The following is a 21011-nucleotide window of genomic DNA, read 5'->3' as shown; positions in this document are numbered from 1 at the left end:
GACCGTGGCCAGAAAGCCAAGCACACCACCCGCCCCAGCGCCCGTGAAGTTTCAACCCGGGGGGGCCCACAGATGCCTCAACAATCAAACCAAACCATCACCCCCGCCGCTCCATATACCTCCGAGCCATCTGATAGCCAGCAAACACATAAAACCCATTGCTATTGAGCACCAACCAAGCCCCCAGCCCGCCGAGCAAGGCGACCACCGGCCCTACCGCCCGCACATCCCCCTGCGTCCAGGCAATCACTCCCAGAAAGCCGACGGCAATCAGCCCCAAGGCCAGCCGCTTCAGCACCACCAGCCCGAACGCGTGCCCGCCCATGAACGCCACCACCCCGATAGCCAGCGCCAGCGCGGTCAGTGCACAAACCAGCACCAGCGCAAATGCCGCCAACGCAGGGCCGGCACCTCGCAGCAGCAGGCTCAGCACCCCTATCCCCACGCCGATTCCACCCGTCATTACCAGCACCGCCAGCACCAGCGGCGACCACATTCCCGGCGGCGCGCGCCGCGCGTCCATGGCCGCCACGAAACGATGCATCGCCGCCGACATGGCGGGTTCGTCCCGCTCCGGCAGCGCGGCTTCCAGCTTGCGGCACTGCGCGATCAACGCGTTCAGCCCCGCCCGCGGCGCCTCCATCACGCCCTCGCCGCGCCCGGCGCGTGTTCGGCCACCGTGTTCCGCAATGCCGCCATCGCCTCCTGCACCGCGATCGGACGGAACGGGTCTTCGCGCCAATACATCGCCACCGATCCGAATCCGGACAGCCGCACCGGAATGATCCGCATCGCCCGCATCTGCGAAAACCGCAGCGCCGCGCGGTGGGAAGCCACTCCGATCATGTCGCTGTTGTTGATCAGCGTGAGATTGATGGTCACCGAGTTGGACTCGACATGGTCCGGCGGCGGCGCCTGTCCCGCCGCCGCGAGCGCCGCGTCCACCGCATTGCGGATGGGCGTGCCCTTGGGCCACAGGATCCAGCGGTAGGACAACAGATCCTGCCAGGACGGCTGCTCGATCGCGAACAGGGGATGCCGCGGCCGCGCCACCAAATGGATGGGTTCCAGGTACAGCGCCTCGAAGCGGATCGCGGGATCGTGGTGCTCGGGCGCCGAACGCCCCACCACGATATCCAGGTCGCCCTGCGCCAATTGCGCCAGCAACAAGTCGGTAGTGCCCTCCACCAGCTTCACGCGCGCCTGCGGCATGCGCTCCAATAGCTTCATCACCGCCAGCGGCACCGTGTCCGAGGCCGACGCGCCGGACGCGCCGATCACTACCCGCCCGCCGCCGCCCTCGCGCAGCGCCGCCATGTCCGCGCTGGCGCGATCCAGCTGCGCCTCCACCCGCTGGGCATGCGCAATCAGCACGTCGCCGTGCGGCGTGGGCCGCAAGCCGCGCGCGTGCCGTTCGAACAGCGGCAGCCCGATGTCGTCTTCCAGATCCTTCAGCCACTTGGACAAGCCCGGCTGCGTCGTATTGAGCATCGCCGCCGAATGGCTGATGTTGCGGGTCTGGGCCAGGCTGAGGAGCATTTTCAGGTTGCGCAAGCGCAGCCGGTGGGTCCAGTCCATGCAGGCCCTCGTCTCGTATGTATATTCTTATTGATATGGATAATAAGATAATTTCATTTCAAAACACATAGCTCGTTCCGCATAATCGTCTCCACATCAGAACCAGCCGCGAACCACGCGGCGGCCACGCGAAGCCGGCGCCAGCCGGACATTCCGGAGACAAGCATGCCCGACGGTCACAATCCCGGCGCGGACCGCGCCGCCTATTACGCCCGCATCGCCCGCAAGCACATGGCCCCGCTGTGGGAGTCCCTGCACAACCTGGTGCCGCGCGAACCCGCGCCGCGTTGCGTACCCGCCATCTGGAAATACGAAGACGTCCGCGACGACGTCATGGCGTCTGGCACGCTCATCACGGCGGAAGAAGCCGTGCGCCGCGTGCTCATCCTGGAAAACCCGGGCCTGCCCGGGCAGGCCAGCATCACCCAGAGCCTGTACGCGGGCCTGCAACTGATCCTGCCCGGCGAAATCGCCCCCAGCCATCGCCACACGCAGTCGGCGTTGCGCTTCATCGTCGAAGGCCGCGGCGCCTACACCGCGGTGAACGGCGAACGCACCACCATGCACCCCGGCGACTTCATCATCACGCCGTCCTGGACCTGGCACGATCACGGCAATGCGGAGACCGCCGAGGGCGGCGAGCCGGTGGTCTGGCTGGACGGCCTGGACATCCCGCTGCTGCGCTTCCTCGACGCGGGCTTCGCCGAAAACTATCCCTCGGCCACCCAGCCCGTGACGCGGCCGGAAGGCGACAGCATGGCCCGCTATGGCCACAACATGGCGCCCGTACGGCACCAGACCGCCAGCGGCACCTCACCCATCTTCAACTACCCCTACGAACGCAGCCGCGAAGCACTGGACCAGCTCTACCGCCATGGCGAACTGGACCCGTGGGACGGCGTGAAGCTGCGCTACCTGAATCCAGCCACGGGCGGCTATCCCATGCCGACCATGGCCACCTTCATGCAGTTCCTGCCCGCCGGCTTCCACGGCAAGACCTACCGCAGCACCGACTCCACGGTCTACAGCGTGGTCGAAGGCCGCGGCACGGCCCGCATCGGCGACCAGGAATTCAACTTTGGCCCGCGCGACGTCTTCGTCGCCCCGTCCTGGCAGCCCGTGCAACTGGCGGCGCTGGACGACGCCACTTTGTTCAGCTATTCCGACCGCCCCGTGCAGGACGCGCTGGGCGTGTGGCGCGAAGCGCGCGTCGGCTGAACGCCGCCGCATTCCTCTATTGCCATTTCAGGCCGGGGCCGCGCCGCCCCCCGGCCGTGCATACACATACATAAAGGTGACCCATGTCTTACGTCTTTGATCCCGCCGCTCCCATCGCCGTGCCCGTCGCCGGCAGCCAGGACAGCTTTCCCGTGCGCCGCGTCTATTGCGTGGGCCGCAACTACGCCGCGCACGCCCGCGAAATGGGCTTCGATCCCGACCGTGAACCGCCGTTCTTCTTCTGCAAGCCGGCCGACGCCGTGGTGCCCGTGGCGGAGGGCAGCACGCTGTCGCTGCCTTACCCCCCGGAAACCGCCAACCTGCACTACGAGATCGAACTGGTCGCGGCCATCGGCAAGGGCGGCGCGAACATCCCCGTCGAAGAAGCGCTGCAACACGTCTGGGGCTATGCCGTCGGCCTGGACATGACCCGCCGCGACCTCCAGATGAAGATGCGCGAAGCGGGCCGCCCCTGGGAACTGGGCAAGGCCTTCGATCTCAGCGCCCCGATCGGCCCGCTGCATCCCGCCGCCTCGGTCCGGAACATCGACCAGGCCGGCATCTGGCTGCAGGTAAACGGCGCCGACAAGCAAAGAAGCGACATCGGCAAGCTGATCTGGTCCGTGGCCGAGACCATTGCCTACCTGTCCAAGTACTTCCGCCTGGAAGCCGGCGACCTGATCTACACCGGTACGCCCGAGGGCGTGGGCCCCGTGGTACGCGGCGACAAGATGGTCGGCGGCGTCGACGGCCTGGGCACGCTCAGCGTGCAGATGGCGTGAACCTTCCGGGAATCCGCATGCAACTGCACAGCTTCTTCAACAGTTCCACCTCCTACCGCGTGCGCATCGCATTGGCGCTAAAGGGCCTGTCCTACGACTATCTGCCCGTGAACCTGCGCAAGCAGGAGCAACGCGCCGCGGACTACGTGGCCAAGAACCCGTCGGCGGGCGTGCCCTTGTTGATCGATGGCGACATCCAGTTGTCCCAATCGCTGGCTATCGTCGATTACCTGGACGCCACCTATCCCGAACCGCGCCTGATTCCCGCCGCCACGCTCGAACGGGCCCGCGTCCTGGAGCTGGCGGACGCCATTTCCTGCGATATCCATCCCGTCAACAACATGCGCATCCTGCGCTACCTGCAGGACGTGCTGGGCGCCAGCGACGAACAGAAGAACTCGTGGTACCACCATTGGATCCGCGAAGGCATGACGGCGGTGGAGGCGCTATTGGTCCGCCATGGCCACGGCGCCTACTGCTTCGGCGACGCGCCCACGCTGGCGGACTGCTGCCTGGTCCCGCAAGTGGCAAACGCGCTGCGCATGGGCTGCGATCTTTCCGCCTATACGAATGCGCTGCGCATCTACGAACACTGCAATGCGCAGCCCGCCTTCCAGCAGGCCGCTCCCAACCGGCAACCGGACTATACAAAGTGAGCAACCAGGAACCCGATACCCAAGGCGCCCCGCTGCGCGCCTATACCGACCCGTCCTACCGTCCGCTTTGCGCCACGCTGGCTGACGTGCGCGCCAACATCGACCGGCTGGACGATGAGATCGTGCGCCTCATCGCCGAGCGCGCCATGTACGTAAAGGACGCCGCGCGCTTCAAGCGCGATGCTTTCCAGGTCAGCGCGCCCGCCCGCCAGGCGCAGGTCTTCGAAAAAGCGCGCCTGCTGGCCGAACGCCACAACCAGGGCTTCGCCAATCTGGACCAGGTGGTGGACGCCACCTACCGGGCCATGGTGGCGGCCTTCATCGCCAACGAACAGACCTACTTCAACGCCATGAAGGACCTGGGAGACACCCATGAATGAGCACACCGCGCCTCTGTGGGCGCGCCGTATCGCTACCCATGCGCTGATCCTGGGCCTGGCCGCGCTAGCGCCGGTATCCGCGGCACATGCCCAGGCTTGGCCGACGCAGCCGCTCAAGGCCATTGTCCCCTTCGGGCCTGGGTCCAGCCCCGACCAGGTGGCCCGGATCGTCGGCGAAAAGGCCGGCGCAATCCTGGGCCAGACCATCGTCATTGAAAACAAGCCGGGCGCCAGCGGCAACATCGGCACCTATGCCATTGCGAACGCCAAGCCCGACGGCTACACCTTCGGCGTGTCCATCACCGGCCCGCTGGTCAACAACACCCTGCTCTTCGACAAGCTGCCCTACGCGCCAGCGACCGACCTGTCGCCGCTGACGCTGGCGGTGCACCAGCCCAATGTGCTGGTAGTGCCTGCCACGGCCGGCATCGAAAACATCGGCCAGTTGCTGGACGCGCTGAAGAAAAACTCGGACAAGTACAACTTCCCGTCCACGGGCGCCGGCACCGTGTCGCACCTGGCCGTGGAACTGATGCTGCAGCAGACCGGCGCGCGCGCCACGCATGTGCCCTACCCCTCGTCGCCCGCCGCGCTGACTTCGCTCTTGTCGGGCGACACGCAGTTCGCCGCGCTGCCGCCCATCGCCGTCATGCCCATGGTGAAGGACGGACGTCTCAAGGCGCTGGCCGTCACTTCGTCCAAACGGTCCGCGCTGCTGCCCGAGATTCCGACGCTGGCGGAAGTTGGCGTGCAGGGCATCGAAGGCTCTGCATGGATCGGCTTCGTGATCTCGTCCAAGGTCCCCGCCGACATCCAGAAGAAGCTGTCCGACGCGCTGATCCAGGCCATACGCGACCCGGAAGTCACCAAGCGCCTGCAGGCCCAGTTCATGGATCCCGCCGCCACCACGCCCGCCGAGTTCCGCGCCTACATGGACGATGAACTCAAGCGCTGGGAGCCGCTGATCAAGAAGCTGGGCATCAAGGGCCAGTAAACCAGCGCCGGGCGCGCCGCAAGGCGCTGCCCGGCTCGGCATATGCAAGGAGAATGGGATGGTCATCACCGAACCCGCCCGCCAGGTCCCGCTCTACGGCGAATATGACGTCGTCGTGCTGGGCGGCGGCCCTGCCGGGCTTCTGGCTGCCGCCAGCGCCGCGCGCAATGGCGCCAGCGTGCTGCTGGTGGAACGCTACGGCTTTCTGGGAGGCATGGGCACTGCGGCCGGCGTATCCAACTTCTGCGGCCTGCACGCGAACGTGCGGGGCGACATCCGTCAGGTGGTCCATGGCATGACGGACGAGCTGCTGGACCGCATGCGCGCCATGGATGGCTTGAACGATCCGCACCTGATCCTGGGCAAAATACATGCCCAGGCCTATGACATTTCGGCCTTCAAGTGCGCTGGCGACGGGCTGCTGCAGGCCAGCGGCGCCCAGGTACTGTTCCATGCCCTGGCCACGGACCTTGTCCGCGGCGCCGATGGCAACGTGGACGCCCTGTTCCTGGAAACCAAATCCGGACGTTGCGCCGTGCGCGGCAGGATCTTCATCGACTGCTCGGGCGATGCCGACATCGCCCAGTGGGGCGGCCTGCCTTTCGAGAAAGGCGACGAGCACGGCGGCATGCTCTATCCCACGCTGATGTTCAAGGTGGGCAACGTTGACGGCGTCCGCGCGCAGGAAGCCTGGAAGACCATCCCGCAGTTGATGGACCAGGCCGCAGCGAGCGGTGAATTCACTTTCCCGCGCCGCGGCGCCATCGTGCGTCCGCAAAAACATGACTACGAATGGCGGGTCAACGTGACCCAGCTGGCCAACGCCGACGGCAGCGCGGCCGATGGCACGGATGCCGATTCCCTGTCGGCGGGCGAGCTCGAAGGGCGCCGCCAGATCGTGCAATACCTAGCCTTTCTGCGCGCCAAGGTACCGGGTTTCGAAAACGCCTACGTGCTGGACATCGCCCCTCAGCTCGGCATCCGCGAAACACGCCGCATCGTGGGCGAAGCCGTCTTGAGCCAGGAAGACGTGCTGGGCTGCGCCGACTTTCCCGACAGCATCGGCGTCAATGGCTGGCCGCTGGAAATGCACACGGCGGGCGACGTGAAATGGCTGTGGCCGCCTATTCCCGAGTCGCGCGGATACAACCAGCTGCCATTCCGCATGATGGTGCCAAAACGCGCCGCGGGCGTGGCCGGCAATGTGCTGGTGGCCGGCCGCTGCGCCTCCATGACGCACGAAGGCCAGTCGGCCGCGCGAGTCAGCGGCAGCTGCTTCGTGATGGGCGAGGCTGCCGGTACGGCCGCCGCGATGGCGCTACGCGCCGGCATTGCGCCGGGCGACGTTCCCATCCCGGCCTTGCAAGCGCAGTTGGTAAAGCAAGGCGTGTTCCTGGGCGGCCAGGACTGAACGGCGCGGAGGCCACACATGAACGCAACGCAAACTGAAAAATCCGTGATCGTGGTGGGCGGCGGCATTGGCGGGCTGGCAGCCGCGCTCGCGCTGACCCGTCAGGGCATCGCCGTGCAACTGTTGGAGCAGGCCGCACACATTGGCGAGATCGGCGCCGGCATACAGTTGGGCCCCAATGCCTTCGCGGCGCTGGATGCCCTGGGTGTGGGACAGACCGCAAGGAACCGCGCCGTATTCACAGACCACATCATCATGATGGACGCGGTGGATGCCAAGGAAGTCGTGCGCATCGATACCGGCGAGGCCTTCCGCAATCGCTTCGGCGGTCCCTATGCGGTTATTCATCGCGCCGACATCCACTTGTCCATACTTGAGGCCGTGCAGCAGAATCCGTTGATTCGCTTCCGCACGTCTACGCAGATTGCTTCCATGTCGCAGGACGACAAGGGTGTGGAAGTGGTGGACACGCAGGGCAACCGCTACCGCGCCGACGCCGTGGTGGGCGCCGACGGCGTGAAGTCCGTGATCCGCGAGCGCATGATCGGCGACCCGGCCCGCGTGACCGGCCACGTGGTGTACCGCGCCGTGGTCGAGCGCGAGAACATGCCGGAGGAACTGCGCATCAACGCGCCCGTGCTGTGGGCTGGCCCGCATTGCCACCTGGTGCACTATCCCCTACGCGGTGGCCAGCAATACAACCTGGTGGTGACTTTCCACAGCCGCGAACAGGAAGAATGGGGCGTGCGCGAGGGCAGCAAGGAGGAAGTGCTGTCCTATTTCCAGGGCATACACCCCCGCCCCCACCAGATGCTGGACCGCCCCACGTCCTGGAAGCGCTGGGCCACCGCCGACCGCGAGCCGGTCGAGCGCTGGGGCCAGGGCCGTGTAACCATCCTGGGCGATGCCGCCCATCCCATGACGCAATACATGGCCCAGGGCGCTTGCATGGCACTGGAAGACGCAGTGACGCTGGGCGAAGCCGTCAGGCGCTGCGAGCACGACCTGGAAGCCGCGTTCCGGCTGTATGAATCGGTCCGCATTCCGCGCAGCGCGCGCGTGGTGTGGTCCACGCGAGAGATGGGCAGGCTTTATCACGCGCGGGGCGTCGAACGCACCGTGCGCAACATGCTGTGGACCGGTCGCAGCCAGTCCCAGTTCTACGACGCGTTGCAGTGGCTGTACGGTTGGAAAGTGGAGAACTGCCTCACTTTTCGTTGAAGCAGTCGAATAGCAGCAAAAAAATCAACATAGGAGAAGACAGCCATGAAGAAGACCCTCAGCGGTGGAACCGCCGCCCTCATGCTTGCGCTGGCCGCATCCGCGGCCGGCGCGCAGCCCAAGCCCGTGGACATCGGCTTCATCGGCACCTTGTCCACACCCGCAGGCTACATCGGCGAAGACGAGCGCGATGCGTTCATGCTGGCCGTGAAGGAAGGCGGTGGCAAACTGGGTGGCGTGCCGGTCAACGTGCGCGTCGAGGACGATGCGCTCAAGCCGGCCAACGCCAAGCAGATCGCCGACAAAATGGTGCAGGGCGGCGTGCGGCTCTTCACCGGCATCAACTTCTCCAATGTCATGGCGGCCGTAGGCCCGACGGTGCTGAATGCGGGCGGCTTCTACGTCAGCCTGAACGCCGGCCCGTCCAACTACGCCGGCAAGGCCTGCAACCCGAACTACTTCTCGGTGGCGTTCCAGAACGACTCCTACGCCGACACCGCCGGCCTGGCAGCCAATGAACTGGGCGCCAAGCGCGTGGTCATCATGGCGCCCAACTACCAGGCCGGACGCGATGCCGTTGCAGGCTTCAAGCGCACCTATAAGGGCGAGATTGCCGACGAGATCTACACCAAGCTCGAACAGGCCGACTTCTCGGTCGAACTTGCGCGCATCCGTTCGCTCAACCCCGACGCCATCTTTCAGTTTCATCCCGGCGGCGCGGGCATCAACCTGACCAAGCAGTTCGCCAATTCCGGGCTCGCCGACAAGATCCGCATGATTACGCCCATCTACTCGATGGACGACCGCATGCTGGCGGCGACCGGCACGGCCGGCAAGGGTTTCTACCTGAGTTCCCTGTGGAGCGCGGACCTCGACAATCCGCAAAGCAAGCATTTCGTGGAGGCATTCACCAAGGCCTACAACCGCGCGCCCACCGCCTACGCGGCGCAAGCCTATGACACCGCCAACCTGATCGGCTCCGCGCTGAAGGCCGTTGACGGCGACATCACCGGCCGCGCGGACGACTTCCGCAACGCGCTGCGCCGCGCCGACTTCCCCAGCGTGCGGGGCAAGTTCAAATTCGGCCCCAACCAGCATCCGATCCAGGACTGGTATCTGCTGCATATCGAAGCCGGCCCGGACGGAAAGCTGGTCTACAAAAACCTTAAGGTCATCGCGCGCGACCATACCGACGTGCACGCCGCCGACTGCAAGATGTAGTCCCGCGCCGCGCCCGGCGGATTGCGCGCAGTCCGGCCGGGCGCCGGCCCACAAGGAGTCCCCCATGCTGATGTTCCTGGAGCAGGTCTTGAACGGCCTGCAGTACAGCGCTTTGCTGTTCCTGCTTTCGGCGGGCTTGACGCTGGTGTTCGGCATCATGAACGTCATCAACCTGACGCACGGCTCGTTCTACATGGTGGGCGCGTTCTGCGCCGCCAGCGCGGCCGCCGCTACCGGCTCGTTCCTGGCGGCCCTGCTGGCGGCGCTGGCTGGCGCCGCACTCTATGGCCTGGTGGTGGAACTGCTGGTAATCCGCCATCTATATCGCCGCGATCACCTGGACCAGGTGCTGGCCACGCTGGGCCTGACCTTATTCACCAACGAGATGGTGACCGTGCTGTTCGGCCGCAGCCCGCCCTTCATGGACATCCCGCCTTTCCTGTCGGGCTCGGTGGAGCTCCTGCCCGGCCTGAACTACCCCCTCATGCGCCTGGCCTTCATCGGCGCCGGCGTGCTGGTGGCGCTGGGACTGTGGCTGCTCATCTCGCGCACGCGAGTCGGCATGCTGGTGCGCGCCGGGGCGGATGACGGCGAAATGGTCGATGCGCTGGGCGTGAACATCCAGCGGCTGTTCACCCTGATCTTCACGCTTGGCGCCCTGCTTTGCGGCTTTGCCGGCGTGATGGCGGCGCCGCTGCTGGCCGTGGAAATCGGCATGGGTGAACGCATCCTGATCACCACCTTCGTCGTCATCGTCGTGGGAGGCGTGGGGTCCGTGCGCGGCGCCCTTGTGGGTTCGCTGATGATCGGCATGACCGATGCGCTGGGACGCGCCTACATTCCGTTCTGGATGTCGCGACTGCTGCCGCCGGAGCTGTCGGATTCAGCGAGTTCCAGCCTGGTCTCGGCCAGCATCTACATCCTGATGGCCATCGTGCTGCTGTTCAGGCCGCGCGGCCTCGTGCCCGCGCAGCGATAGGAACAAGATCCATGACCAGAAAAACCATCGTCAACACGATCGGGCTGCTGCTGTTTGTCCTGGTGCCGGCCATCGCGTCGGCCACGGGCGAGAGCTTCCTGATCAATCTGATGACCCGCTTTCTCATCTACGCCATCGCGGCGGTCAGCCTGGATCTGATTCTGGGCTACGGCGCCATGGTCAGCTTCGGCCATGCCGCCTTCTTCGGTTTGGGCGGCTACGTGATCGGCATCGCGGGATTTCATCTCGGCCAGGGCGACACCCTGTTCGGCTGGAGCGGCAGCAGCTCGGCGCTGGTAATGTGGCCGCTGGCCATCGCCGGCGCCGCGCTGGCGGGACTGCTGGTGGGCTTCCTGTCGCTGCGCACCTCCGGCGTGCAGTTCATCATGATCACGCTGGCATTCGGACAGATGCTGTACTTCATCCTGGTCGGCCTGATGGTGTATGGCGGCGACGACGGCCTGTCCATCGACACGCGCAACACCTTGCCCGGCCTGGATATGAACAGCCCCGCCACCTTCTATTACGTTTGCCTGGCGCTGATGACGGCGTGGGTCCTGGCATGCCGCCGCATCGTCAATTCGCCCTTCGGCATGGCGCTGCAAAGCATCAAGCAGAATCCTCGCCGCAGCATCGGCCTGGGCCTCGCGCCGTTGCGCTACCGGCTCACCGCCTTCGTTCTGTCGGCCGCGGGCACGGGCCTGGCGGGCGCGCTGTGGGCCAACTACGCGCTATTCGTCAGCCCCGACATGTCGTCCTGGCAGAAGTCCGGCGAACTGATGGCCATGGTCATCCTGGGCGGCATGGGCTCCATCTTCGGCCCGGTATTGGGCGTGGCTGTGTACCTGGGCCTGGAACAGGTTGCCACCGCATGGACGGAACACTGGATGCTGATCCTGGGGCCGGTGCTGGTGCTGGTGGTGCTGTTCGGCAAGCGTGGCGTCTATGGTTGGCTGGTGGGAGGCAAGCATCATGACTGATCACCCCAAGCTGGAAATCCGCGACCTGCAAAAATCCTTCGGCGCGGTACGCGCAACCCAAGGCGTCAATTTGCAGGTCCTGCCCGGAGAACTGCATGCGCTCATCGGCCCCAACGGCGCGGGCAAGACCACGTTGCTGTCGCAGATCAGTGGCGAAATCCTGCCGGATGCGGGCGGCATCCTGCTGGACGGCCACGACATCACCCGCATGCCGGCGCACAAGCGCCCCGCCGCCGGATTGGCGCGCTCGTTCCAGATCAGCCAGCTTTATCCCGCCTTTACCGCCGAGGACAACGTCGCCATGGCCGTGCAGGCTCACAGCCCCGGCGGCTTCAACCTGTGGAAAAATGCCCGCCGCCTGCCGCAACTGCGCCAGCCTGCCAGGCAGGCGCTGGAACGCGTGGGCCTGGGCGGCCGCGCCCACGTCCGAGTATCGGAGTTGGCTCATGGCGAAAAGCGGCAGCTGGAACTGGCGATGGCATTGTCGCTGGACGCCTCGCTGCTGCTGCTGGATGAGCCGATGGCAGGCATGGGCGCCGAAGAGTCACAACGCATGACCGCCCTGCTGCAGGAACTAAAAGGCCGCTATGCCATCCTGCTGGTAGAGCACGACATGGACGCCGTCTTCGCGTTGGCCGACCGCATCACGGTGCTGGTCTATGGCAAGACGATCTTCACCGGCACACCCGACGAGGTGCGCCGGCACCCCGACGTGCGCGCCGCCTATCTGGGCGAGGAGGACTGATGCTGCAAGTCAAGCAACTGCAAGCCGGTTACGGCGCCAGCAAAGTGCTGTTCGGCGTAGACCTGGACATTGCCGCGCGGCAAGTCGTGTCCCTGATCGGACGCAACGGCATGGGCAAAACCACCACCGTGAAAACCATCATGGGCATGCTGCCCGCGCAAGGCGGCAACATCTTGCTCGACGGCCAGGCCATAGCGGGGCATCCGCCGCATCGCATCGCGCAGCTGGGCATCGGCCTGGTGCCCGAAGGACGCCGCGTCTTCGGCTCGTTGTCAGTGGAAGAAAACCTGATCGCCACCGCCCGCAACGCACGCGCCGGCTGGCACGTGGGCCGCGTCTTCGACCTGTTCCCCCGCCTGAAGGAACGCCGCGCCCAGTCCGCCCGCACCCTGTCCGGCGGCGAGCAGCAAATGCTCGCCGTCGGGCGCGCGCTCCTCATCAATCCACGCCTGCTTATCCTGGACGAAGCTACCGAAGGCTTGGCCCCGCTGATCCGCCAGGAGATATGGAACTGCCTGCGCCGCCTTAAGGAGGAAGGGCAGACGATTCTGGTGATCGACAAGAACCTGAAGGAAATGGCCACCCTCGTCGACCGCCACCACGTCCTGGAAAAAGGCCGCGTCGTGTGGCAGGGCAGCCCGGCGGAACTCGCCGCGCAGCCCGAGCTCGCACAGCGCTACCTGGGCGTCTAGTCGGATGATTCGCAGAAGCTCAGCCGATTCCCGAACGGATCGATGACGGTCATCACTCGCCCCCAGGGCATCTCTTCCACGCCCGGCCGCATATAGCCATAGCCCTTGGCGTTGACCTCGGCCTGGAACTCGTCCACGCCCCGCATCCGCACGAACACCGCGGATCCCGGCGTGCCGTCGCCGTGGTGTTCGCTCAGGTGCAGCACCAGGTCGCCGCGATGCACTTGCGCATACAGCGGCATGCCCGGCTCGAAGCGATGCTCCCAGTCCCACTCGAACCCGAGGAAATCCAGATAAAACTCGCGCGCCTTCTCGACGGAGAAAATGCGCAGGATGGGAATAGCAGCTTGGATATGCATGAAGGCCCCGGCGTCAGTAAGCAAAGACGCTCAGCATAGACCACAAGCCACACCGCAAAGCACCAATCACCAATCACACAGCATCACGACGCAAGCCACCGCGTAAGCCCCAAAAGGCCGCCCGCGCGGCCGGCCTGGGGCGGGCCCCGCAAGACACGCCCCCCCAACACAAATGTCGGCAAGAACCAGAAGAACGCCAATCGCCCCAGCGGACGTCAAGCTTCAACCGCCAGAGCCTGGCGCGCCGGGCGTCTCAAGAACCCAAGACGCCCATCAAGACAAAAAAATCAATTCAAGCTGGCCCCAGAGATCTTCACAATCTCCTGATACTTCGCCTTCTCGCTCTTAACGAACTCAGCAAACGCCTCAGGCGTCATCGGCGCAGCCTCAGACCCCATCGTCAGCAGCCGCTGCTTCACATCCGCCTGCTGCATCGCGTCCGAGTAAGCCTTGTTCAGCTTCGCCACCACCGGCACCGGCGTGCCGCCCGTCGTGAACACGCCGAACCAGGTTCCCAGGTCAAAGCCCTTGATCCCCGACTCTTCCACCGTGGGCACATCCGCCAGCAACGACGAACGCTTGGCGGTGGTAACAGCCAGGGCCTTCACCTTGCCGTCCTTGATCAGCGGAGCCGAGGCCGCCAGGTTGTCGAACATGAAATCTGACTGGCCCGACAGCAGCGCCAGCTGCGCAGGCGCCGCGCCTTGATAAGGAATGTGCTCGACATTGATGCCTGCGCGCGCCTTCAACAGCTCGCCCGACAAATGCCCGGCGCTGCCGTTGCCGCCCGACCCGTAGTTCAGCTTGCCCGGATTCTTCTTGGCGTAATCGATCAGGTCGGCCAGCTTTTCGATCTTGTTCTTCTGCGCGAACTCGACGTTCATCACCAACACGTTGGGCACCGAAGCCACGATGGTCACCGGCGCGAAATCCTTCACCGGGTCGTATGGCAGATTGGCGAACAGCCACGGATTGATGGCGTGCGTTGCAACCGCGCCCATCACCAGCGTGTAGCCGTCGGCCGGCGCCTTGGCCACCAGGTCGGCGCCAATGTTGCCGCCCGCGCCCGAACGGTTTTCCACGATGACGGGTTGCCCCAGGGAGCCGCGCACCTTCTCGGCCAGCATCCGGGCCATGGTGTCCAGCGGGCCGCCGGGCGGGTAGGGCACGACAAAGCGCAACGGCTTGGTCGGGAAATCGGTGGCCTGGGCCAGGGCGGGCGCGCCAAAAGGCAGGGTCGCGGCCAGCGCCACGGCGCCTTGCAACAGGGCGCGGCGCATAGCGCGGCGGGGGGTCTGCGTCATGATGTTGTTCTCCTCGCGTCGGATAAATAGCGGTCAGTAGCATACCGCAGCAAGGAATACGGCGTAACAAAGAGATACCAGCAGAACGCCCGCCTGTTCCCGTAACAGCGCCCATTCCAAACGCCGGGAATCAAGCCGGCCGCCCCATGAAAAAACCGCCCGAAGGCGGTTGGGGGATCAGTGCAGGATCTGGCTGAGGAACAGTTTGGTCCGGTCGTTCTGCGGGTTGTCGAAGAACTCGTCGGGGCTGTTCTGCTCGATGATTTCGCCCCGGTCCATGAAGATGACGCGGTTGGCGACCTTGCGCGCGAAACCCATTTCGTGGGTGACGCAGATCATCGTCATGCCGCTTTCCTGGGCCAGGTTGACCATCACGTCCAGCACTTCCTTGACCATTTCCGGGTCCAGCGCGGAAGTCGGCTCATCGAACAGCATGATCTTGGGGCTCATGCACAGCGAACGCGCGATCGCCACGCGTTGCTGCTGGCCGCCGGAGAGCTGGCCGGGGAATTTCTTGGCCTGGTCGGGGATACGCACGCGCTCCAGGTACTTCATGGCCGTGGCCTCGGCTTCGGCGCGCGGCTTCTTCAGCACCCACATGGGGCCCAGCGTCAGGTTCTCCAGCACCGTCAGGTGGGGGAACAGGTTGAAGTGCTGGAACACCATGCCGACGTCCTTGCGGATGGTCTCGATGTGCTTGAGGTCGTTGGTGAGCTCCGTGCCGTCCACGATGATGTGGCCCTTCTGGTGCTCTTCAAGGCGGTTGATGCAACGGATCATGGTGGACTTGCCCGAGCCCGACGGTCCGCACACCACGATGCGTTCGCCCGGCGCGACGTCCAGGTTGATGTTGCGCAGCACGTGGAACTGCCCGTACCACTTGTTCACGTCCTGCAATTTGATGATGGCATCAGACATGCCTGTACTCCCGTAAGTATCGCGGTGCGCGCCCGCCCGGGGCGGACGCGCTGCAAAGTTCTAGCGTGCGTGTCCCGTGGCCAGGCGTTTTTCGAGCGCCTGGCTGTACTTGGACATGGAGAAGCAGAAGACGAAGTAGATGAGCGAAATGAACAGGTACGCCTCCACCCCGAATCCGCGCCATGCCGCATCGGACAAGGCTGCCTTGGCCGCCAGCGTCAGGTCGAAGATGCCGATGATCACCACCAGCGAGGTGTCCTTGAACAGCGCGATGAAGATGCTGACCAGCGGCGGAATCACAATCTTCAGCGCCTGCGGCAGGATGATCTTGCGCATCTGCTGCCAGTAGTTCAGGCCCAGGGAATCGGCGCCCTCGTACTGGCCCTTCGGGATCGCCTGCAAGCCGCCACGGACCGTTTCGGCGATGTACGCCGCCGCGAACATGATGATCGCGATCTGCGCGCGCAGCAGCTTGTCGATAGAGAAACCTTCCGGCAGGAACAGCGGCAGCATCACCGACGACATGAACAGCAAACTGATCAGCGGCACGCCGCGGATCAGCTCGATGTACACAACGCACAGCGCCTTGATGGCGGGCATCTTGGAACGCCGGCCCAGGGCCAGCAGCACGCCGATCGGGAACGCGAAGGCGATGCCGAACGTGGACAGGATCAGCGTCAGCGGCAGGCCGCCCCAGCGCGCGTTTTCCACGTAGGTCAGGCCGAACACGCCGCCCCACATCAGGAGCGCCACGGCCGTCAGGCCCACGGTCCAGATGATGGCGAGCTTCCAGTTCCAGAAACGGCGGATGCCGCTGCAGACGATCACGGCCACCAGGATGATGGTCGCGATCAACGGACGCCATTGCTCGTCGTACGGGTAGGTTCCGAACAGGATCAGCCGGTGCTTCTCGATGATGAAGGCCCAGCAGGCGCCGCCCGAGGCGCGGCACTCCTGGGCATTGGTCGCGGAGAAGTTCGCCTTGATGAAGGCCCACTCCACCAGCGCCGGTATCGCCATCAGCAGGAACCACGCCACCAATACCGTGATGAGGATATTCAGCGGCGACGAAAACAGGCGCGACTTGACCCATGCCCACGGACCCACCTGGGTGCTGGGCGGCGGCAGGCCTTCGGCGGGGATATGCGAAGTGCTGCTCATATCAACGCTCCACCAGCGCGATGCGCTTGTTGTACCAATTCATGAATATCGAAATCGACAGGCTGACCGTGAGGTACGCGGCCATGATGATGAGAATGCCCTCGATGGCCTGGCCGGTCTGGTTCAGCGTGGTGTTCACCACCGACACGATATCGGGATACCCGATGGCCACGGCCAGCGAACTGTTCTTGGTCAAGTTCAGGTATTGGCTGGTCATTGGCGGGATGATCACGCGCAGCGCCTGCGGCAGCACCACCAGGCGCAGCACCTGCTTGCGGCGCAGGCCCAGCGAACCGGCCGCTTCCCACTGGCCGTTATTGACCGCCTGGATGCCCGAACGCACCACTTCGGCGATGAAGGCCGAGGTGTAGATCACCAAGCCCGCCATCAAGGCAGCGAATTCCGGCGACAGGGTCAGGCCGCCCGAAAAGTTGAAGCCCTTGAGCTCCGGCATGTCCAGGGTCAGCGAAGCGCCGCTGACCAGCCAGCCGATGACGGGAAAGCCGATGAGCAGGCCGATGGCGGCGCGGCCCAGCGGGAACACCCGGCCGGTGGCTTCCTGGCGCTTCTTGCCCCAGTGGCCCAGCAGGATGATCGCGATGATGGCCAGGCCCAGTCCGCCCAGCATCCAGTCCAGCGAATTGCCTTCCAGCCCCGGCACCTTCAGGCCGCGGTTGGAGATGAAGACGCCTGGCAGCGGATTGTGCGCCTGGCGCGGACCCGGCATGTTTTCCGTGATCAGCGCATACCAGAAGAACAACTGCAGCAGCAGCGGCACGTTGCGCATCACTTCGACGTAGACCGAGGTGATCTTGGCGACCAGCCAGTTCTTGGACAGGCGGCCGATGCCGATGAGCGTGCCGAGGATGGTAGCCAGCACGATGCCGATGACGGCCACGCGCAGCGTATTGAGCAGACCGACCAGGATGGCGCGGCCATAAGTGTTCGCGGGGGTATAGGCGATGGGTGTTTCACCGATCGCGAAACCGGCCTCGCGGTCCAGGAAGCCAAAGCCCGTGGCGATATTGCGCACGGACAGGTTGTGCAGCGTGTTTGAAACCAGGAACCACACGGCCCAGGCCACTGCGGCCAGCGCAAGCACCTGGTAGACCACGGAGCGCACCCCGGGATCGTTCCAGTTCAGACGCCGGGGAGGTGCCGATGCAGGCGCGCTTTTATTGGGAGTATTCATGAGTGAATCTACAGAAGTCGGACACCGGGCGGCGAAACCGGAAGGGCCGCGCCACCCACTCCTGCCACCCGCCCGCAGGCGGGAGAGGAAAAACGGAGCGCCGGGCTCCGTTTTTCCAGGCAGCCGTGTGTTAACGCACCGGCCAACCGTACATCAAACCACCATTCTTGTAGGATGCGTTCAAGCCGCGCTCCAGCTTCATCGCGCTGCTCTTGCCCAGCGTGCTTTCGAAGCTTTCACCGTAGTTGCCCACGTTCTTGATGATGTTGTAGGCCCACTTGTCATCCACGCCCAGGTTCTTGCCCATGCCCGGGGTCACGCCCAGGATGCGCTGGATGTTGGGGTTGGGGCTCTTCGCCATTTCATCGACGTTAGCCTTGGTGATGCCGTATTCCTCGGCTTCGAGCATGGCATTGAGCGACCAGCGCACGATGTTGAACCATTGCTCGTCGCCCTGGCGGACCATGGGGCCCAGCGGCTCCTTGGAGAAGTCTTCCGGCAGGATGATGAACTTGTCCGGGTTCTCGAGCGTGGTGCGGGTCGAAGCCAGCTGCGACTTGTCGGTGGTGAAGGCATCGCAACGACCGGCCGAGAAGGCGCGGATGATCTCGTCGTACTTGTCGATCACGACCGGCTTGAATTCGATCTTCTGGCCGCGGAACCAGTCAGCCAGGTTCAGTTCGGTGGTGGTGCCCGGCTGCACGCAGATGGTGGCGCCGTTCAGTTCCTTGGCGCTCTTGACGTTCAGGTCCTTGGAGACCATGACGCCCTGGCTGTCGTAGTAGTTCACGCCCACGCCGATCAGGCCCAGCGTCGTGTCGCGCGTCAGCGTGACCGTGGTGTTGCGGGTAAGCACGTCCACTTCGCCGGACTGCAGCGCGGTGAAGCGCTGTTGCGTGTTCAGCGGGGTGAACTTGACCTTGGTGGCGTCGCCGAACATGGTCGAGGCGATGGCGCGGCACAGATCGACGTCGATGCCCTTGTATTCGCCCTTGCTGTCAGCGATGGAGAACCCCGGGATACCCGTCGAAACCCCGCACTGGACAAACCCTTTTTTCTTGACATTATCGAAGGTTGCGCCCGCATTGGCTGCGGCCGATGCAGCGAACAAAGCGGCGCCGATCGCAGCGAGTTTCAGTACTTTCATCGTGTTCTCCGTGTGGGATAAGGCGAAGTCTCACGCAGGCCGGGTTGGGCCCACGTATGGGGCGGATGGTAGCGTCCGCGCCGTACGCGGCGCATCCGGGAATTCCCTTGAAATATAGGGACACTGGATGAAATGAAACGCTGTTTTCCCCCGAAAAAAGGGACACTTTTTGAGCCAGCGCAAGCGTGTCCGGATACCTTGCGCCGAAAAATTTGTCCGCGCCTCGTCCTGGCGGCTTAGGCCACCTTACTGTCCCCGAGTTACTATTGCGGCTTCATCTGACAGCCGCCATGATCGAATTCCAGCACGTATTCAAATCATATGGTCGCGGCCGCAACATCCTGGCCGACATCAACTTCCGCGTAAGCGCGGGAGAGTTCGTTTTCGTATCCGGGCCATCCGGCGCGGGCAAGTCCACTTTGCTCAAGCTGATTGGCGGGCTGGAGCCCGCCAGCCGGGGATCGATCCAGGTCAACGGCCAGCGGCTGGACAAGCTGCCCGCCCGGGCGAGGCCGTACCTGCGCCGCGCCGTGGGCGTCATCCTGCAGGACACACACCTGCTGTTCGATCGAAGCGCGTTCGAAAACGTCATGCTGCCGCTGGCGGTCACGGGCCATGCCTGGGATTCGGCCGCAGCCCGCGCCCGCGCCGCGTTGGACAAGGTGGGGCTGTCCGGCAAGGAAGACCTCAATCCCATCGAGCTGTCCGGCGGCGAGCAGCAGCGCCTGGCCATCGCCCGTGCCATCGTGAACCGGCCCGCGATCCTGATCGCCGACGAACCCACCGCCAACCTCGACCACGACAACGCGCAGCGCATCATGAACGTGTTCCGCGACTTCAACCGCGTCGGCGTGACCACGCTGATCGCCTCGCACGACCAGGAACTCATGGCGCGCTACGCCACCCGCACTTTGCGGATCGACCCAGGCAAATTCGCCGACTCCCAGGGCGCCGCGTCGGCGCAGGCTGAGCCGGGCATGGGATACCCCGGCAGCACCCAGCCGGGCGCCGCGTCCGGCCGGGCCTACCCGGGAGAAAACGCATGAACGCCTGGCTGCGGCAACACCGCTACGCGCTGCTGGTCACCCTGCGCCGGCTGATCAAGCAACCCTTCTCTTCCCTGGCCAATCTGCTGGTCATGGCCCTGGCCCTCGCCCTGCCGCTGCTGGGCAGCGCCATCCTGGTCTCGGTCCAGCCGGTGGCGCGCCAGATGTCGGTCACACCCGAAGTCACCGTCTTCATGCGGGTGGACGCCCCCTCGGGCGCCGCCGCGGACGTGGCCAAGCGCATCCAGGACGAATTCAAGGACGACATCCGCGCGGTGCGCGTGATCGGCCGTGAAGATGCCCTGGCCGATCTGCGCGCCAACCCGGCCTGGCAACAGGCGCTGGCCGTGCTGCCCGGCAACCCGCTGCCGGACGCCGTGGTGGTGACGCTGGCCGACGGCGACAACCTGGCAGGCCGGGCGGACAAGCTTGCCGCATCCTGGAAGCAATGGAACCACGTCGACCTGGTGCAGTTGGACAGCGCCTGGGTACAACGCCTGGAGGCCATCCTGCGCTTCGCGCGCATCGGCCTGGGCTTCCTGGCAGCCTGCGTGGCGGTGGTGGTGCTGGCAACGGTCTTCAACACCGTGCGCATGCAAGCGCTTTCGCAACGCGAGGAAATCGGCGTGGCCCGGTTGGTAGGCGCCACCGAATCCTTCGTGCGCCGGCCGTTCCTTTACCTGGGCGCGCTGTCGGGCGCCGTGGCATCCCTGCTGGCCATTGGCGTGGCGGCGGTCGCCCTGTCGCCGCTGAACGACGCCCTGGTCGGGCTGGCGCGCAGCTACGGGGCCGAATTCGCCCTGCACTTGCCCGGCCCCGCCGTGCTGATCGGCGCGGTCGTCGCCTCCGCCGCCTTGGGCGCCCTGTCCGCCCGCTGGTCGGTCACCCGCAGCACGCGCTTCTGACGGCTCCCCCCGCCTAAAGCTCCGTATAGAGCCCGTTCTTCCCCGTGATCCGGGGAACGACTCCCGCCCGCTTGTGTAGGATGCCTGGATGCCTGCCAGCGGGCGCTCCAGGCTGCGCACCA

The 21011-nt window shown here is 65.0% G+C and carries 22 protein-coding genes; 14 read left to right on the top strand and 8 right to left on the bottom strand.

What is annotated here, in order from left to right; all coding sequences use genetic code 11:
* Positions 1-97: 97 nt before the first annotated feature.
* Positions 98-643: a hypothetical protein gene (locus VCS63_RS05865; protein WP_063639397.1), complete on the bottom strand. Its 546-nt coding sequence runs from the start codon at positions 641-643 to the stop codon at positions 98-100.
* Positions 643-1578 carry a LysR substrate-binding domain-containing protein gene (locus tag VCS63_RS05860; protein WP_042795421.1) on the bottom strand — a complete coding sequence of 312 codons (936 nt, stop codon included), beginning with the start codon at positions 1576-1578 and terminating at the stop codon, positions 643-645. Before VCS63_RS05860 ends, VCS63_RS05865 begins: the two co-directional genes overlap by 1 nt.
* A 165-nt stretch (positions 1579-1743) precedes the next feature.
* Here VCS63_RS05860 and gtdA point away from each other — a divergent pair, with 165 nt between their 5' ends.
* The 12 genes from gtdA (at position 1744) to VCS63_RS05800 (ending at position 12857) form a co-directional block, all read left to right on the top strand.
* Positions 1744-2796, top strand: coding sequence for a gentisate 1,2-dioxygenase (gtdA, locus tag VCS63_RS05855; RefSeq protein ID WP_063960401.1), 1053 nt, complete (start codon positions 1744-1746; stop codon positions 2794-2796).
* 83 nt (positions 2797-2879) lie between these two features.
* Positions 2880-3578: a fumarylacetoacetate hydrolase family protein gene (locus VCS63_RS05850; RefSeq protein WP_063639395.1), complete on the top strand. Its 699-nt coding sequence runs from the start codon at positions 2880-2882 to the stop codon at positions 3576-3578.
* A 17-nt stretch (positions 3579-3595) separates the two neighbouring features.
* Complete coding sequence (maiA, locus tag VCS63_RS05845; protein ID WP_164794685.1) at positions 3596-4234, top strand: maleylacetoacetate isomerase; 639 nt, start codon at positions 3596-3598, stop codon at positions 4232-4234.
* Positions 4231-4614: a chorismate mutase gene (locus tag VCS63_RS05840; RefSeq protein WP_042795424.1), complete on the top strand. Its 384-nt coding sequence runs from the start codon at positions 4231-4233 to the stop codon at positions 4612-4614. Before maiA ends, VCS63_RS05840 begins: the two co-directional genes overlap by 4 nt.
* Positions 4607-5608: a Bug family tripartite tricarboxylate transporter substrate binding protein gene (locus tag VCS63_RS05835; protein WP_042795425.1), complete on the top strand. Its 1002-nt coding sequence runs from the start codon at positions 4607-4609 to the stop codon at positions 5606-5608. The genes VCS63_RS05840 and VCS63_RS05835 overlap by 8 nt, the downstream gene beginning before the upstream one ends.
* 58 nt (positions 5609-5666) lie before the next feature.
* Positions 5667-7019 carry an FAD-dependent oxidoreductase gene (locus tag VCS63_RS05830; protein ID WP_175199863.1) on the top strand — a complete coding sequence of 451 codons (1353 nt, stop codon included), beginning with the start codon at positions 5667-5669 and terminating at the stop codon, positions 7017-7019.
* Between the two features lie 18 nt (positions 7020-7037).
* Positions 7038-8240, top strand: a complete 1203-nt coding sequence (locus tag VCS63_RS05825) for a 3-hydroxybenzoate 6-monooxygenase (protein ID WP_253636497.1) — start codon at positions 7038-7040, stop codon at positions 8238-8240.
* 45 nt (positions 8241-8285) lie between these two features.
* The gene (locus VCS63_RS05820; protein ID WP_063639391.1) at positions 8286-9461 is read left to right on the top strand and encodes an ABC transporter substrate-binding protein; all 1176 of its coding nucleotides are present in this window, start codon (positions 8286-8288) and stop codon (positions 9459-9461) included.
* A gap of 64 nt (positions 9462-9525) precedes the next feature.
* Complete coding sequence (locus VCS63_RS05815) at positions 9526-10440, top strand: branched-chain amino acid ABC transporter permease (protein ID WP_082900563.1); 915 nt, start codon at positions 9526-9528, stop codon at positions 10438-10440.
* A gap of 11 nt (positions 10441-10451) precedes the next feature.
* Positions 10452-11420, top strand: coding sequence for a branched-chain amino acid ABC transporter permease (locus VCS63_RS05810; protein ID WP_042795429.1), 969 nt, complete (start codon positions 10452-10454; stop codon positions 11418-11420).
* Positions 11413-12165: an ABC transporter ATP-binding protein gene (locus VCS63_RS05805; RefSeq protein WP_063639389.1), complete on the top strand. Its 753-nt coding sequence runs from the start codon at positions 11413-11415 to the stop codon at positions 12163-12165. The genes VCS63_RS05810 and VCS63_RS05805 overlap by 8 nt, the downstream gene beginning before the upstream one ends.
* Complete coding sequence (locus VCS63_RS05800) at positions 12165-12857, top strand: ABC transporter ATP-binding protein (RefSeq protein WP_042795431.1); 693 nt, start codon at positions 12165-12167, stop codon at positions 12855-12857. Before VCS63_RS05805 ends, VCS63_RS05800 begins: the two co-directional genes overlap by 1 nt.
* Here the strand turns inward: VCS63_RS05800 and VCS63_RS05795 are convergent.
* The 6 genes from VCS63_RS05795 to VCS63_RS05770 form a co-directional block, all read right to left on the bottom strand.
* On the bottom strand, positions 12854-13216 hold the full coding sequence (locus VCS63_RS05795; protein ID WP_042795432.1) for a glyoxalase superfamily protein: 363 nt from the start codon (positions 13214-13216) through the stop codon (positions 12854-12856). The genes VCS63_RS05800 and VCS63_RS05795 overlap by 4 nt on opposite strands.
* 287 nt (positions 13217-13503) lie before the next feature.
* A complete protein-coding gene (locus VCS63_RS05790; RefSeq protein ID WP_323878846.1) occupies positions 13504-14520 on the bottom strand; it encodes a tripartite tricarboxylate transporter substrate binding protein in 1017 nt (338 codons plus the stop codon).
* Between the two features lie 177 nt (positions 14521-14697).
* A complete protein-coding gene (locus tag VCS63_RS05785) occupies positions 14698-15438 on the bottom strand; it encodes an amino acid ABC transporter ATP-binding protein (protein ID WP_042795434.1) in 741 nt (246 codons plus the stop codon).
* Between the two features lie 60 nt (positions 15439-15498).
* Positions 15499-16599 carry an amino acid ABC transporter permease gene (locus VCS63_RS05780; RefSeq protein WP_042795435.1) on the bottom strand — a complete coding sequence of 367 codons (1101 nt, stop codon included), beginning with the start codon at positions 16597-16599 and terminating at the stop codon, positions 15499-15501.
* 1 nt (position 16600) lies between these two features.
* Positions 16601-17791 (bottom strand): amino acid ABC transporter permease, encoded by a 1191-nt coding sequence (locus VCS63_RS05775; RefSeq protein ID WP_042795436.1) that lies wholly within the window; start codon positions 17789-17791, stop codon positions 16601-16603.
* Between the two features lie 130 nt (positions 17792-17921).
* Entirely contained in the window at positions 17922-18938 is a 1017-nt protein-coding gene (locus VCS63_RS05770; protein WP_042795437.1) for an amino acid ABC transporter substrate-binding protein, read from the bottom strand.
* A 290-nt stretch (positions 18939-19228) separates the two neighbouring features.
* Here VCS63_RS05770 and VCS63_RS05765 point away from each other — a divergent pair, with 290 nt between their 5' ends.
* Together VCS63_RS05765 and VCS63_RS05760 are read left to right on the top strand one after the other, a co-directional pair.
* Complete coding sequence (locus VCS63_RS05765; protein ID WP_063960409.1) at positions 19229-19984, top strand: cell division ATP-binding protein FtsE; 756 nt, start codon at positions 19229-19231, stop codon at positions 19982-19984.
* On the top strand, positions 19981-20889 hold the full coding sequence (locus VCS63_RS05760) for a cell division protein FtsX (protein ID WP_042795440.1): 909 nt from the start codon (positions 19981-19983) through the stop codon (positions 20887-20889). The genes VCS63_RS05765 and VCS63_RS05760 overlap by 4 nt, the downstream gene beginning before the upstream one ends.
* Positions 20890-21011 lie beyond the last annotated feature (122 nt).

The organism is Achromobacter sp. D10 (assembly GCF_035282245.1).
GTDB lineage: Bacteria > Pseudomonadota > Gammaproteobacteria > Burkholderiales > Burkholderiaceae_B > Achromobacter > Achromobacter insolitus.
Note: the sequence above shows the minus strand (reverse complement) of the source record. Positions and strands in the feature narration are given on the sequence as shown.